Source organism: Pseudomonas sp. NFX15 (genome assembly GCF_049132105.1).
Classification (GTDB): domain Bacteria; phylum Pseudomonadota; class Gammaproteobacteria; order Pseudomonadales; family Pseudomonadaceae; genus Aquipseudomonas.
The window spans coordinates 202,952-217,696 of record NZ_JAFMPV010000009.1 but is presented as its reverse complement, the minus strand read 5'-3'; the positions used below and the strand labels follow the sequence as shown (position 1 = coordinate 217,696).

The 14,745-nt window shown below is 61.0% G+C and carries 10 protein-coding genes; all 10 read right to left on the bottom strand.

Annotated features, from left to right (window positions below; all coding sequences use genetic code 11):
• Positions 1–74: 74 nt before the first annotated feature.
• The 10 genes from J1D76_RS12910 to J1D76_RS12865 all read right to left on the bottom strand — a co-directional run bounded on the left by J1D76_RS12910 (position 75) and on the right by J1D76_RS12865 (position 14,545).
• Positions 75–1,493 carry an FAD-dependent oxidoreductase gene (locus tag J1D76_RS12910; protein ID WP_421138675.1) on the bottom strand — a complete coding sequence of 473 codons (1,419 nt, stop codon included), beginning with the start codon at positions 1,491–1,493 and terminating at the stop codon, positions 75–77.
• Positions 1,494–1,525: 32 nt separating this feature from the next.
• Complete coding sequence (gene gltB / locus J1D76_RS12905) at positions 1,526–5,971, bottom strand: glutamate synthase large subunit (RefSeq protein WP_421138674.1); 4,446 nt, start codon at positions 5,969–5,971, stop codon at positions 1,526–1,528.
• Between the two features lie 350 nt (positions 5,972–6,321).
• Positions 6,322–7,911 carry an AAA family ATPase gene (locus J1D76_RS12900; RefSeq protein ID WP_421138673.1) on the bottom strand — a complete coding sequence of 530 codons (1,590 nt, stop codon included), beginning with the start codon at positions 7,909–7,911 and terminating at the stop codon, positions 6,322–6,324.
• 10 nt (positions 7,912–7,921) lie between these two features.
• Positions 7,922–9,022 carry a 3-dehydroquinate synthase gene (gene aroB, locus J1D76_RS12895; RefSeq protein WP_421138672.1) on the bottom strand — a complete coding sequence of 367 codons (1,101 nt, stop codon included), beginning with the start codon at positions 9,020–9,022 and terminating at the stop codon, positions 7,922–7,924.
• A gap of 151 nt (positions 9,023–9,173) precedes the next feature.
• Positions 9,174–9,692, bottom strand: coding sequence for a shikimate kinase AroK (aroK, locus tag J1D76_RS12890; RefSeq protein ID WP_015093141.1), 519 nt, complete (start codon positions 9,690–9,692; stop codon positions 9,174–9,176).
• A gap of 4 nt (positions 9,693–9,696) precedes the next feature.
• Positions 9,697–11,757: a type IV pilus secretin PilQ gene (pilQ, locus tag J1D76_RS12885; RefSeq protein ID WP_421138671.1), complete on the bottom strand. Its 2,061-nt coding sequence runs from the start codon at positions 11,755–11,757 to the stop codon at positions 9,697–9,699.
• A gap of 13 nt (positions 11,758–11,770) precedes the next feature.
• Positions 11,771–12,298 (bottom strand): pilus assembly protein PilP, encoded by a 528-nt coding sequence (locus tag J1D76_RS12880; RefSeq protein WP_421138670.1) that lies wholly within the window; start codon positions 12,296–12,298, stop codon positions 11,771–11,773.
• Positions 12,295–12,918, bottom strand: coding sequence for a type 4a pilus biogenesis protein PilO (locus tag J1D76_RS12875; protein ID WP_421138669.1), 624 nt, complete (start codon positions 12,916–12,918; stop codon positions 12,295–12,297). Before J1D76_RS12875 ends, J1D76_RS12880 begins: the two co-directional genes overlap by 4 nt.
• Positions 12,915–13,481 carry a PilN domain-containing protein gene (locus J1D76_RS12870; protein WP_421138668.1) on the bottom strand — a complete coding sequence of 189 codons (567 nt, stop codon included), beginning with the start codon at positions 13,479–13,481 and terminating at the stop codon, positions 12,915–12,917. Before J1D76_RS12870 ends, J1D76_RS12875 begins: the two co-directional genes overlap by 4 nt.
• Positions 13,481–14,545, bottom strand: coding sequence for a pilus assembly protein PilM (locus tag J1D76_RS12865; protein WP_421138667.1), 1,065 nt, complete (start codon positions 14,543–14,545; stop codon positions 13,481–13,483). The genes J1D76_RS12870 and J1D76_RS12865 overlap by 1 nt, the downstream gene beginning before the upstream one ends.
• Positions 14,546–14,745: the final 200 nt, after the last annotated feature.

Sequence of the window (14,745 nt, the reverse complement as noted above, 5' to 3'; positions counted from 1 at the left end):
ATAACGCGGTGTATCAGGTACACCGCGTTATCGTTCATCGCCAGCAAGCCGGCTCCTACAGGCTCAGGTGTGATTTAGACGCCCAGGTAATCCAGAATCCCTTCAGCGGCATTACGGCCTTCGAAGATCGCCGTCACCACCAGGTCGGAACCACGCACCATGTCGCCGCCCGCAAAGATCTTCGGGTTGCTGGTCTGGTGTTTGTACTGACCTTGTTCCGGGGCCACGACACGGCCCTGGCTGTCGGTCTGGATCTCGAACTGCTCGAACCACGGCGCCGGGCTCGGACGGAAACCGAAAGCGATGACCACGGCGTCGGCCGGGATGATCTCTTCGGAGCCCGGGATCGGCTCGGGGCTGCGACGGCCACGGGCGTCCGGCTCGCCGAGACGGGTCTCGACCACCTTCACGCCTTCGACCTTGTCTTCGCCAACAATGGCGATTGGCTGGCGGTTGTAGAGGAATTTCACGCCTTCTTCCTTGGCGTTCTTCACCTCTTTGCGCGAGCCTGGCATGTTCGCTTCGTCACGACGATAGGCGCAGGTCACCGACTTGGCGCCCTGGCGGATCGAGGTACGGTTGCAGTCCATCGCCGTGTCGCCACCGCCGAGTACCACGACCTTCTTGCCTTTCATGTCGACGAAATTTTCCGGCGACTTTTCAAAGCCAAGGTTGCGGTTGACGTTGGCGATCAGGAAGTCCAGCGCGTCGTACACGCCCGGCAGGTCCTCACCGGCAAAGCCGCCCTTCATGTAGGTGTAGGTGCCCATGCCCATGAAGACCGCATCGTATTCTTCGAGCAGTTGCTCCATGGTCACGTCCTTGCCCACCTCGGTGTTGAGGCGGAACTGGATGCCCATGCCGGTGAAGACTTCGCGGCGATTGCTCAGCACGGTCTTTTCCAGCTTGAACTCAGGAATGCCGAAGGTCAGCAAACCACCGATTTCCGGGTTCTTGTCGAACACCACCGGGGTCACGCCGCCACGCACCAGCACGTCGGCGCAGCCCAGGCCCGCCGGGCCTGCACCGATGATCGCGACACGCTTGCCGGTCGGCTTGACCTTGGACATGTCCGGACGCCAGCCCATGGCGAACGCGGTGTCGGTGATGTACTTCTCCACCGAACCGATGGTCACCGCGCCAAAACCGTCGTTGAGGGTGCAAGCACCCTCGCACAGACGATCCTGCGGGCACACCCGGCCGCAGACTTCCGGCAGGGTGTTGGTCTGGTGCGACAATTCGGCGGCCTGGAGGATATTGCCCTCGGCCACCAGTTTCAGCCAGTTCGGAATGAAGTTGTGCACCGGGCACTTCCATTCGCAATACGGGTTACCGCAACCCAGGCAGCGGTGGGCCTGGTCGGCCGACTGCTGGGGTTTGAAGGGTTCGTAGATTTCCACGAACTCTTTCTTGCGTTGACGCAACAGTTTCTTCTTCGGATCCTTGCGCCCGACCTCGATGAACTGGAAGTCATTATTCAGACGTTCAGCCATTTTAAAACCTCATCAAACTCTTCAGGCGCATATCACTGCGGGTTGGCACGGGTGCTGGAAAGCAACGACTTCAGGTTGGCAGCCTTGGGCTTGACCAGCCAGAAACGACGCACGTAATCATCGAGGTTCTCGGCGAGTTCACGACCCCATTCGCTGTCGGTTTCCTCGACGTACTCGTTCAGCACGCGTTGCAGGTGGCTGCGGTAGGCTTCCATCGCCTCGCCGCTGATCCGCTGGATTTCCACCAGTTCGTGGTTGACCCGGTCAACGAAGGTGTTGTCCTGGTCGAGCACGTAGGCGAAACCACCGGTCATGCCAGAGCCGAAGTTGTAACCGGTCTTGCCCAACACGCAGACAAAACCACCGGTCATGTACTCGCAGCAGTGATCGCCAGTGCCTTCCACAACGGTGTGGGCACCGGAGTTACGCACGGCGAAACGCTCGCCCGCCGTACCCGCGGCGAACAGCTTGCCGCCGGTGGCGCCGTACAGGCAGGTGTTGCCGATGATGGCACTGTCCTGGGTACGGTAGACGCTGCCCTTCGGCGGCACGATCACCAGCTTGCCGCCGGTCATGCCCTTGCCGACGTAGTCGTTGGCGTCGCCTTCGAGGTACATGTTCAGACCGCCGGCGTTCCACACACCAAAGCTCTGACCGGCAGTGCCCTTGAAGCGGAAAGTGACTGGCGCGTTGGCCATGCCCTGGTTGCCGTGCTTGCGCGCGATTTCGCCGGAGATCCGTGCGCCGATGGAACGGTCGCAGTTGCAGATATCCAAGGCGAACTCGGCGCCGCTCAGGTCGTTGATCGCCGAGGTGGCCATGTCGACCATTTTCTCGGCCAGCAAGCCCTTGTCGAACGGCGGGTTGCGCTCAACGCCGCAGAACTGCGGCTTGTCCGCCGGCACGTGGTCGCTGCCCAGCAACGGGGTCAGGTCCAGGTGATGCTGCTTGGTGGTCTGGCCTTCGAGGACTTCCAGCAGATCGGTGCGGCCGATCAGCTCTTCGAGGGAGCGCACGCCCAGCTTGGCCAGCCACTCACGGGTTTCTTCGGCGACGTAGGTGAAGAAATTCACCACCATGTCGACGGTACCGATGTAGTGATCCTTGCGCAGCTTCTCGTTCTGGGTCGCGACGCCGGTGGCGCAGTTGTTCAGGTGGCAGATGCGCAGGTATTTGCAGCCCAGGGCGATCATTGGCGCGGTGCCGAAGCCGAAGCTTTCAGCGCCGAGGATCGCGGCCTTGATCACGTCGAGGCCGGTTTTCAGGCCACCGTCGGTCTGTACCCGGACTTTGCCGCGCAGGTCGTTGCCGCGCAGGGTCTGGTGGGTTTCGGCCAGGCCGAGCTCCCACGGAGCGCCCGCGTATTTGATCGAGGTCAGCGGCGACGCACCGGTACCGCCGTCGTAGCCGGAGATGGTGATCAGGTCAGCGTAAGCCTTGGCCACACCGGCGGCGATGGTGCCGACGCCCGCCTCTGCCACCAGCTTCACCGAGACCAGTGCCTTCGGGTTGACTTGTTTGAGGTCGAAAATCAGCTGCGACAAGTCTTCGATCGAATAGATGTCGTGGTGCGGCGGCGGCGAAATCAGGGTCACGCCCGGCACTGCGTAACGCAGCTTGGCGATCAGGCCGTTCACTTTACCGCCTGGCAGTTGACCACCCTCGCCCGGCTTGGCGCCCTGGGCGACCTTGATCTGCAGCACTTCGGCGTTGACCAGGTATTCCGGGGTCACACCGAAACGGCCGGTCGCCACTTGCTTGATTTTCGAGCTCTTGATGGTGCCGTAGCGCGCCGGGTCTTCGCCGCCTTCGCCGGAGTTGGAACGCGCGCCGAGGCGGTTCATGGCTTCGGCCAGGGCTTCGTGAGCTTCCGGCGACAGGGCGCCCAGCGAGATACCGGCGGAGTCGAAGCGCTTGAGCACCGATTCCAGCGGTTCGATTTCGCTGATATCCAGCGGTGTGTCGAGGGTTTTGACTTTCAGCAGGTCGCGGATCATCGACACCGGGCGGTTGTCCACCAGCGACGTGTACTCCTTGAACTTGCTGTAGTCGCCCTGCTGCACAGCGGCTTGCAGGGTGTTGACCACGTCCGGGTTGTACGCGTGGTATTCGCCACCGTGGACGAACTTCAGCAAACCACCCTGCTGGATCGGCTTGCGCGGGCTCCAGGCTTCGGTCGCGAGGGCCTTCTGCTCGGCTTCGATGTCGACGAAACGCGCACCCTTGATACGGCTTGGCACGCCACGGAAGCTCAGGTTGCAGACTTCTTCGGACAGGCCGATGGCTTCGAACAGCTGCGCCCCGCGGTACGAAGTGATGGTCGAGATGCCCATCTTCGACAGGATCTTGAGCAGGCCCTTGGTAATGCCTTTGCGGTAGTTCTTGAACACTTCATAGAGGTCGCCCAGCACTTCACCGGTGCGGATCAAGTCGCCCAGCACTTCATACGCCAGGAACGGATACACGGCAGAGGCGCCGAAACCGATCAACACGGCGAAGTGATGCGGGTCGCGAGCGGTCGCGGTTTCCACCAGGATGTTGGAGTCGCAACGCAGGCCTTTTTCGGTCAGGCGATGGTGCACTGCGCCCGTGGCGAGCGAAGCGTGGATCGGCAGCTTGCCCGGGGCAATGTGACGGTCACTGAGCACAACCTGGGTACGACCGGCGCGCACGGCTTCTTCAGCCTGATCGGCCACGTTGCGGATCGCCGCTTCGAGGCCGACGCTTTCGTCGTAGTTGAGGTCGATGATCGCGCGTTCGAAGCCCGGACGATCGAGGTTCATCAGCGAGCGCCACTTGGCCGGGGAAATGACCGGCGAGCTGAGAATCACGCGCGAAGCGTGTTCCGGCGACTCCTGGAAAATGTTGCGCTCGGCACCGAGGCAGATTTCCAGCGACATGACGATGGCTTCACGCAGCGGGTCGATCGGCGGGTTGGTGACCTGCGCGAACTGCTGGCGGAAATAGTCGTATGGCGTGCGCACGCGCTGGGACAGCACGGCCATCGGCGTATCGTCACCCATCGAGCCCACGGCTTCGTAGCCTTGCTCGCCGAGCGGACGCAGCACCTGGTCGCGCTCTTCGAACGTGACCTGATACATCTTCATGTATTGCTTGAGCTGATCGACGTCGTAGAACGCCGAACCGTGGTCGTTGTCTTCCATGGTCGCCTGGATGCGCAGGGCATTCTTGCGCAGCCATTGCTTGTACGGATGACGGGACTTCAGGCGGTTGTCGATGGCGTCGGTATCGAGGATCTGGCCGGTTTCGGTGTCCACGGCAAAGATCTGGCCCGGGCCCACGCGGCCCTTGGCGATCACGTCTTCAGGCTGGTAGTTCCAGACACCGATTTCCGAGGCCAGGGTGATGAAGCCGTTCTTGGTGGTGACCCAGCGCGCCGGACGCAGACCGTTACGGTCGAGCAGGCATACCGCGTAGCGACCGTCGGTCATGACCACGCCGGCCGGGCCATCCCACGGTTCCATGTGCATCGAGTTGTATTCGTAGAATGCACGCAGGTCCGGGTCCATGGTCTCGACGTTCTGCCACGCTGGCGGAATGATCATCCGCACGCCACGGAACAGGTCGATGCCACCGGTGACCATCAACTCGAGCATGTTGTCCATGCTCGAAGAGTCGGAACCCACGCGGTTGACCAGCGGGCCGAGTTCTTCCAGGTCCATCAGGTCGTTGCTGAACTTGGTGCGACGGGCCACGGCCCAGTTGCGGTTGCCGGTGATGGTGTTGATCTCGCCGTTGTGCGCCAGGAAGCGGAACGGTTGAGCCAGCGGCCATTTCGGCAGGGTGTTGGTGGAGAAGCGCTGGTGGAACACGCAAATCGAGGTTTGCAGGCGCTCATCGCTCAGGTCTGGATAGAAGGCGGTCAAGTCCGCCGGCATCATCAGGCCTTTATAAATGATGGTCTTGTGCGAAAAGCTGCACACGTAGTGGTCGGTGTCGGCGGCGTTGGCCACGGACGAGCGACGACGGGAAGTGAACAGCTTGACGGCCATGTCCTGATCGCTCAGGCCTTCTCCGCCGATGTACACCTGCTCGATCTGCGGCAGGCGCTCAAGGGCCAGACGGCCGAGGACGCTGGTATCGATCGGCACTTTGCGCCAGCCGACCAGTTGCAGGCCGGCGGCCAGGATCTCGCGGTTCATGTTCTCGCGAGCGGCTTGGGCTTTGACCGGGTCCTGGTTGAAGAAGACCATGCCCACGGCATATTGCTTGGGCAGTTCGATGCCGAACGTTTCCTGGGCGATGGCTCGCAGGAACACGTCCGGCTTCTGAATCAGCAGACCGCAACCGTCACCGGTCTTGCCGTCGGCATTAATCCCACCGCGGTGGGTCATGCAGGTCAGGGCCTCGATGGCCGTTTGCAAAAGGGTATGACTGGGCTCGCCCTGCATATGGGCTATCAGGCCGAAACCGCAGTTATCCTTGAATTCATCTGGTTGGTACAGACCTGCTTTCATAGACACTTTCTCACCAGGCTGCCTCTTGCTGAGGCAAATTTCTTTTCAATTCAACCACTTACCATCCGCGCCGAACGTACGCCAGCTTTGCGGGGGCAAAAGGGAGGTCATTGTACACACCGACACTGGGCCTCACAAATTTGACGACGAAATGTCGCAAATCCATGTCGCATTTGTGAAAGGTTTAAAGCGATATGCTGTGCTAGTCAAAACTTTTTTAGTTTCGACCGCACTGACTCAAAGACTACTGTGACGCAGACACCACAAGGCACGCAGCCCGAAGGGGTTGCGCGCACGTGTAGAAATTTTGAGGTGCTTGGAGAAGCGGCCTGGGTAAGGCCGCCGAATCTTCAGCGAGTTGTTGCCAGTTCCTGTTGGACGCTGGCGACAGTGCGAGGCCAAGGTTTACCAGCCTGAACCTTCGCTGGCAAGGCCTTGATGGCGGAAACGGCTGCATCGCGCGACGGGAAGCTACCGTAGGTGATCACGTAGAGCGGCTTGCCGTTGAGGACTTTCTTGAAGTAACGGTACTCGCCGCCCTGCTCCTTGACGAAGTTTTGAGCAGTCGCTTCGGAGCTGGTGCCGAGGATCTGAACGACGTAATGACTTGGCGCTTGACCGGCGTACCAGGTTCCACCAGCCGCCTTGGCTGCTGGAGCCGCTTTCTCGGCAGGCTTGGCTGCGGCGGCAACGACTGGCTTGGCCGGTGCTGGAGCAGGCTTGGCCGCAGGAACCGGGGCTGGCTTGGCAGTGGCGACCTGGGTCGGCGCAGGCGTCGGCTTGGCCGCAGTCGTCGGCGCAGGGCCGGCAGGAACGCCCACAGGTGGCGCAGTGGTGGTCACTGTCGGCGGTGTGGCGCTGGAACCTTCGACCGGCACGCCATCGTCGCCTTCGGTGATGCCACCTGCGGCTTCTGCCAACGGGCCGCGCATGACCGGTTGCGAGTTACCGACCAGCGGCAATGGCATCGGCTGGGTATTACCGGCGAATTCGACGGATGGCGCCCCGCCATTGGCGGTTGGTTTTCCCTGGCCCAGCGGCAACTGCGCCTGCTCGTTGGCCGGCGCACCGTTGGTCGGCGCCTTGCTGCGACCCGGCATCAACCAGGCGGCAGCGACCGCGACCACGACGACGGCGGAAATCGCCAATACGTGTTTCTTCGGCATATTGAACCCCATTTTTGGACGCTTGACCGCAGTGCGGCTGGCGATCATGGCTTCGATCATGGCATCGCGGGCGACCTGATTGATGTTGCCAGGCCAGCCTTCGGAGCTTTCGTGAATATCAGAGATCTGATCCGCGGTGAAAAGTTCGATACCGCGGCCGGCGCCTTCGAGACGCTGCTCCAGGTATTCGCGGGTTTCTTCCTCGGTGTAGGGCTGCAGCTCGATGACGTGGAAACGCTCTTCCTCGAGGTGCAAAGCCTCAAGCTGAGCGATCATCGCAGACTCGCCAAACAGGAACACGTGCGGGCGACCTTCAGGTGCGCCGGCCGCCAGGACCATCAACGTCTCAAGGGCGGATTCGTCGAGCAGTTCGGCATCATCGACCAGCAAATAGACTTCCTGACCGGTGAGTGCGAGCTGCACCACCTGAGCCAGGATGGCGTCGGCATCTGCGTGGGCAACGTTCAACGCCTGGGCCACCTGACGCAGCACCCCGGCCGCATCGCCGGCGCCACGGGCGGACACCACTACACTTTGAACCGATTGCTTGTTGGTACTGGCGACCAGCGCCTGACGCAACAGGGTCTTGCCACTGCCCTCGGGGCCAGTGACGACCAGCAGCAACTGGCTGTAGCGGGCCAGGTGATGCAGTTGCCCCAGCACGGGTTTGCGCTGGGCCGGGAAAAATTTGAAGCCAGGCACCCGTGGAGAAAAAGGGTCATGGCTCAACTGGTAATGGCCGAGGAAAGCCTCGTCCGCATGCAAACTAGTCATCGCGTTCTTATTAACCTTTAAGCTGAGCCAGGGCGCGGTAGTCTGCCCCCAGCGTGGCCTGTAGAACCTCTTTCGGATAATCGTCGGTCACCACCGCTTCACCCATGTGGCGCAGCAGCACCAGGCGCAAACGACCGTCGATCACTTTTTTATCAATGGACATATGTTCGAGGAAATCGGCTTCTGTCATCTCTTCGGGCGGTATAACCGGCAGCCCCGCACGCTGGAACAGGCGAATGCCGCGATCGCGCTCCTGCTCGCTGATCCAGCCCAGACGCATGGACATTTCCAGCGCCATTACGGTGCCAGCAGCCACGGCTTCACCATGAAGCCACACACCATAGCCCATATGGGTTTCGATGGCGTGACCGAACGTGTGGCCCAGGTTCAATGTGGCACGTACGCCGGTCTCTTTCTCATCGGCACCGACCACGGCAGCCTTGGCCGCGCAGGAACGCTCAATGGCGTAGGTCAGTGCTTGTTGATCCAGATTACGCAGGCGATCGACGTTGGCTTCGAGCCAGGTCAGGAACGGCTCGTCGCAGATCAGCCCGTACTTGATGACTTCGGCCAGGCCGGCGGACAGTTCGCGGGCTGGAAGGGTGTTGAGGCTGGCGGTATCGATCAGTACCACGTTGGGCTGATAGAACGCACCGACCATGTTCTTGCCCATTGGATGGTTGATCCCGGTCTTGCCGCCCACCGAAGAGTCGACTTGCGACAGCAGGGTCGTCGGCACCTGGATGAAATCGACGCCGCGCTGGTAGCAGGCGGCGGCAAAGCCGGCCATGTCACCGATCACACCGCCACCCAAGGCGATCACCGTGGTGCGGCGGTCATGCCGGGCACTCAGCAGGCCGTCGAAAATCAGCTGCAGGGTCTCCCAGGTCTTGAAGGCTTCGCCGTCGGGCAGCACCACGGAAATTACCGAGAATTGCGCCAGGCTGCGGGTCAGACGTTCGAGATAGAGCGGCGCCACGGTCTCGTTGGAGATGATTGCTACTTGCCGTCCGCGAATGTGCGGGGCCAGCAGCTCAGGCTGGTCCAACAAACCTTCGCCAATATGAATCGGGTAGCTGCGCTCGCCTAGATCGACCTTGAGTGTCTGCATGTGTCCCCACAGTGAAGATGGAATCAGGCATCCTGCCTTGAATTAACGAATGTCCGCGGCCTCTGCTGGTGTGACGCCGTTCGGTAGCCAGCCGCCACAACCTTGTGCGGTCATGGGGCGACGCCGAGGATAGCGCATTTCGCCCGGCGCTTTAACGGGGAGGCAGTTGCTGCAAGCGCTCTAGAATGTCGAGTACGACCATTCGCGGCGGCCGCTCATCGGTTTCGACCACCAGGTCGGCGATTTCCCGATAAAGCGGATCGCGGATCGCTAACAGATCCCTGAGGGTCTTGGCCGGGTCGGCTGTACGCAGCAATGGCCGATTGCGGTCGCGGGCCGTGCGGCCGACCTGCTGCTCTACCGACGCATGCAGATAAACCACTCGCCCACCGGCATGCAATGCCCGACGATTGGCTTCGCGCATGACCGCGCCCCCGCCCGTCGCCAGCACCACACCGTCGTAGTCGCACAGCTCGGCAATCATCGCCTGCTCGCGATCACGAAAGCCCGGTTCGCCTTCTTTATCGAAGATCCAAGGGATATTGGCGCCCGTGCGCAATTCAATTTCCTTATCGGAATCTTTGAACGGCAGGCGCAGCTCTTTGGCCAGCAACCGGCCGATGGTGCTTTTTCCAGCGCCCATCGGTCCAACAAGAATCAAATTTCGCACAGAATCAATGACTCACAGCAATCGCCTGGTTATTCATGATACGCGGAGTGAGGAATACCAACAGCTCGGATTTTTTATCCGAAATCACATCACGCCGGAAAAGGCGGCCAAGATACGGCACATCGCCAAGAAATGGCACCTTATCTACGACCTTGCTTTGAGTATTTGAGAAAACGCCACCAATGACGATGGTCTCGCCATCGTTGACCAGGACCTTGGCATTCACCTCGTTTTTCTTGATCGGCGGTACATCCTGGACCTTGTTCAGGTAGTCCGGCTCGTCCTTGGTGACCTTGACCTCCATGATGATCCGGTTGTCGGGGGTGATCTGCGGCGTCACCTCAAGCGACAGCGAAGCTTCCTTGAACGATACCGACGTCGCGCCGCTGGAGCTGGCCTCCTGATAGGGAATCTCGGTGCCCTTGAGGATCTTCGCGGTTTCCTTGTCGGAAGTGACCACCTTGGGTTGCGAGACGATTTCGCCGTTGCCGGTCTTCTCCATGGCAGTCAGCTCCAGGTCGAGCAAGACGTTATCGGTGATGAACGCGATGCCGATGCCCGAGGTATTGTTGGCCGCCCCCATGTCGACGAACGGTGAGTTGGTGCCGGTACTGCCGGGCGTGCCGATGGTCGACGAGCCGTTGACCCCGTTGCTGACACCGGAAGTGTTCCAGTTACCCTTGTTCTGTATCGACCCGCCCCAACGCACGCCCAGGCTTTTGTCGTAGTCGACGTTGGCTTCGACAATGCGTGCTTCGATCATCACCTGACGCACCGGGATATCCAGTTGCGAGACGATCCTGCGCAGCTCATCGAGGCGTTCCTGCGTCTGGTAGGCAATGATGTTGTTGGTGCGCTCATCGACGGTAATCGAACCCCGCTCGTCAGCTTTCGCTTCGGCGCTGGTCACCGACTGGAACAGCTTGGCGATGTCCGCTGCCTTGGCGTAATTGACCTGCAACAGCTCACGGCGCAATGGCGCGAGATCAGCAATCTGCTTCTGTGATTCCAGTTCCTGGCGCTCACGGGCCGCAATTTCATCCGCCGGCGCAACCAACAGCACATTGCCAACCTTGCGCTTGTCGAGCCCCTTGGTCTTCAGCACCAGGTCCAGCGCCTGGTCCCACGGCACGTTCTGCAAACGCAGCGTGATGCCACCTTGCACCGTGTCGCTGGCTACCAGATTGAGGTGAGTGAAATCGGCGATCAGTTGCAGAACCGAACGCACATCGATGTCCTGGAAATTCAATGAAAGCTTTTCACCGGTGTAGGCCTGCTCGCCTGCACTGCGTTTGTGCAGGTCATCGACTGTCACTGGGCGGACGCTGACCGTGAGTTTGCTGTCGGTCTGATAGGTCGAGTATTCGAACGGACCGCCGGGCTCGATGCTGATCGTCGCCCGGTCACCACTTGAGTTGGCCTTGACGAACTGCACGGGCGTGGCGAATTCCTTCACGTCCAGGCGCACGCGCAACGGCTCAGGCAAGCGGGTCCTGGCAAATCCGAGGATGATCCTGCCGTCGCGCTCCTGAATGTCGGGCGCCATCGCGGGGTCCGACAAGTCGATCACCACATTGCCTTCGCCCTGGGTGCCGCGCTGAAAATCCACTCCCCGGATGGCCTTACCGGTCACCACCGGCGTGCGCGCCGGAGCAGGCATCGTTGGCCGAGGTGACGGCGGCCTCGCCTCTTGCCCGACCACCACCCATAAATTGTTACCTTCGATACGCGAATCGTAGGGAACGGATTGGGCCAGATTGATGACCAAGCGGGTACGACCCTGGGCCTCCACCACGGTTGCACTGCGGGCGCTGCCACTGCCGAGGTCATGGGTTTTGCTGGCCAGTTGGCTGGTGACGCCCGGCAAGTCCAGTGCGATCCGCACCGGCGAGTCCGTCGTGTAGCCATGGGGCGCCGGGGGCGGCCCATCGAACGCCAGCTTCAATTCGACGCGATCCCCAGGCAATGCCGCGACGTCCAGCGTTTTCAGGTTGACCGCTTGTACCATCGGCGACAGCAACGCTATCCATAGCGAGACGCCGAAGGCGGAGAAAGTCCTGTTCATTGATCCAATTCCACTACGAGTGTTCTTTCAAAGGGATGGTCCGCGACCGCTCCAGCCATGCGCCCTGTCCATCGGGCACAATTTCCACCACATCGACTTGCGAGCCGCTGATCGCAACGATCCGCCCGTCGTTACGCCCCAGGTAATCGCCGACTTTCAGCCGGTGCACCCCGCCCGCCCCGCGCAACAGGGCAAAGGCGCCGGAAGCATTGGACAGGGTGCCAACCATTTCGAACTGCTCGATGTTGAAGCCCTCGAGGTACTGCTTGACCCGATCCGGGTCAGGTCTTACGTGACGCGAACCCGGCCGCCGAGCTGCCGGATCGGCACTGATCTGCGGTGAAAACGGGCTTCGCAAGCTGGCGGCGTCGTAGGTGAATGTCGGGTAGGACCGAAATACCGGCGTTGGTTCAATGTTGCCCGGCGCTCGCAGGCGCATTTCGTTCATGTACGCATCCAGGTCGTTGTAGTCGTCGCCGGCACCACAACCGGCCAGCAATGACAACAACACCGCAACAGGAATACATCGCGCTGCGCTCATTGAGGCTGCCCCTTGCCGTTGTAGCGATAGGTCTTGGCGAGGATGCTCAAGCGCAGTTTCGGACCTCCGTCGGGGCTGACGGGCGCAAGGTCGAAATCGTGCAGGGTGACGATCCGCGGCAGTCCCGCTACGCCACTGACGAAGGTGGCCAGGTCGTGATAAGCCCCGGTGACCGTGATCTGGATCGGCAACTCGATGTAGAACGGCTGGGTGACCTCGGGCAACAGCTTGATCTCTTCGAATTGCAGGCCACTGCCCAGGCCGGTGCGCGTGATGTCTTCGAGCAAACCTGGCACTTCGGTGTCACTGGGCAGTTGCTGCAGCAGCACGCTGAAGGCGTTGTCCATCTCCTTCAATTGCTCGGTGTAGAGATCCAGGTTCGCGGCCATGCGGGCTTTGCCGGCGAACTGCTCCTTGAGGCTCGACTCCTCCACGCGCTGCACATCGAGCCGCTCTTGAAGCGCACGGGTGGACAGGTTATAGCCCAGTGCCAGCACCAGCAGCATGAGCACAGCGGCCAGCAGTACCTTGATCGTCGACGGCCAGGCGCCGATGTTGCGGGTATCCAACTCCCTAATGTCGATCTTGCGTAACCCTTCGAACCACTCGGACGGACTCAATTGCCCACCTCCGGCGTGGCGGGCCGGGTCTGGTGCACGGTCAATTGAAAGACGTTGGCCTGGTCCACTTGTCCGGCGGCGGAAGCCTTGACCTCGGCCAGGCTCGGCGCATCGAACCAGTCGGATGCTTTCAGGTTGCGCATCAGGTCTGAAATGCGCTGGTTGGATTGCGCGGCGCCGGTGATGGCCAACGTCTTGCCGGTCATTTTCACTTCGGTGAAATACACGCCGTCGGGCATTGCACGCGCCAACTGCTCAAATATTCGCCCGCTGGTTTGGCGATTGCCTTGAAGGTCCTGGATCACGCGCAGGCGTTCGACCACTTGCTGACGGCGCGCCTTGAGGTCATTGATCTGCTTGATCCGCTCATCGACCGTAGCGATTTGCTGGCCAATGTAGTGGTTACGGGCGACTTGCCGATCGATGGCGCCCCCGATGATCTGGTTCGCGACCAGCACCGCGCCCAGCGAACTCGCCACGGCCAGCGCCAGAACCAGCAGGAAACGCTTGCGACGCAATTCTCGTCGCTCTTCGCGCCAGGGCAGAAGGTTGATCCGGGCCATCAGTCAAAACTCCTGAGGGCCAGGCCGCAGGCAATCATCAATGCCGGAGCGTCGTGGGCCAACGCCGTCGCATTGACCTTGTTGCCGAGCACCATGCTGGAGAAAGGGTTGGCGACCTGGGTCGGCGTGCCCAGTTGCTGCTCGATCAAACGCGCCAGCCCGTCAATCGACGCGGTACCGCCGGCCAGCAGGAGATGGTCGACAGCGCTGAACTGGCCAGCGGCAAAGAAGAGCTGCAACGAACGCGAGACCTGTTGCACCAGCGCCTCGCGAAACGGCTGCAACACCTCGATGAGATAGTCGTCCGGCAGACCACCGCTCTTTTTCGCCAGTTCCGCCTGCTCCAGTGTCACGCCGTAGCGACGCTGGATGGTCTCGGTCAATTGCCGGCCACCGAACAGTTGTTCGCGGGTGTAGATAATATGCCCGTCGTGCAACACGCTCAGGGTGGTCATGGTCGCGCCAATGTCCACCACCGCCACCGCAGAGCTCAGCGGGGAATTTTCGAACCGGTCGGCCAGCAAAGCGAACGCGCGCTCCAGCGTATAGGCCTCGACGTCGACCACGCGGGGGGTCAGCCCGGCCAGGGCCAGGGCCGCTTCGCGAACTTCGACGTTTTCCTTGCGGCACGCGGCGAGCAGCACGTTGACGCGCTCGGGATGGCGCGCGGAGAGGCCCTGGACCGAAAAATCGATCGCGACTTCGTCCAGGGGATAAGGAATGTACTGGTCAGCCTCGAACTTCAGCTGACGCTCCATTTCGTCTTCGCAAAGCCCGGCCTCCATCTCGATGGACTTGGTGATCACTGCCGAACCGGCCACGGCCACCGCCACGTTCCTGAGGCCGGTCCTGGCCTTGGCCAGCGCACGTGTGAGGGCCAGCCCCACCCCTTCGAGTTCAGCGATGTTCTTTTCGATTACCGCACCGACCGGCAACGGCTCGACGGCATAGGCCTCGACGCGGTAGCGGTCACCCTGGCGGCTCAGCTCCAGAAGTTTCACCGAGGTGGAGCTGATATCGACGCCAAGCAGCGTATTGGATTTTTTGTTGAAGAGTCCTAGCACTATCAATTCCCTATGACTTTCCGTGAGTTACGGACTCTGCAATGTCCATTGCGTTCAATCCACCCGTCTTGACAGCAGCGCCGATCACGCTCCTGGGCCGAAAAATGCTTATAATGCCCAGCGTTTTTTTCCGCATTTGCTCAAGCGCGGGTCGTTCTCATTTAGCCTGAACCCTGTAGCCCAATTCATTTTTGCCCTGG

Coding starts and splice junctions, on each gene's coding strand:
- J1D76_RS12910 (WP_421138675.1), bottom strand. CDS start 1,493: ATGGCTGAACGTCTGAATAATGACTTCCAGTTCATCGAGGTCGGGCGC.
- gltB (WP_421138674.1), bottom strand. CDS start 5,971: ATGAAAGCAGGTCTGTACCAACCAGATGAATTCAAGGATAACTGCGGT.
- J1D76_RS12900 (WP_421138673.1), bottom strand. CDS start 7,911: ATGACTAGTTTGCATGCGGACGAGGCTTTCCTCGGCCATTACCAGTTG.
- aroB (WP_421138672.1), bottom strand. CDS start 9,022: ATGCAGACACTCAAGGTCGATCTAGGCGAGCGCAGCTACCCGATTCAT.
- pilQ (WP_421138671.1), bottom strand. CDS start 11,757: ATGAACAGGACTTTCTCCGCCTTCGGCGTCTCGCTATGGATAGCGTTG.
- J1D76_RS12880 (WP_421138670.1), bottom strand. CDS start 12,298: ATGAGCGCAGCGCGATGTATTCCTGTTGCGGTGTTGTTGTCATTGCTG.
- J1D76_RS12870 (WP_421138668.1), bottom strand. CDS start 13,481: ATGGCCCGGATCAACCTTCTGCCCTGGCGCGAAGAGCGACGAGAATTG.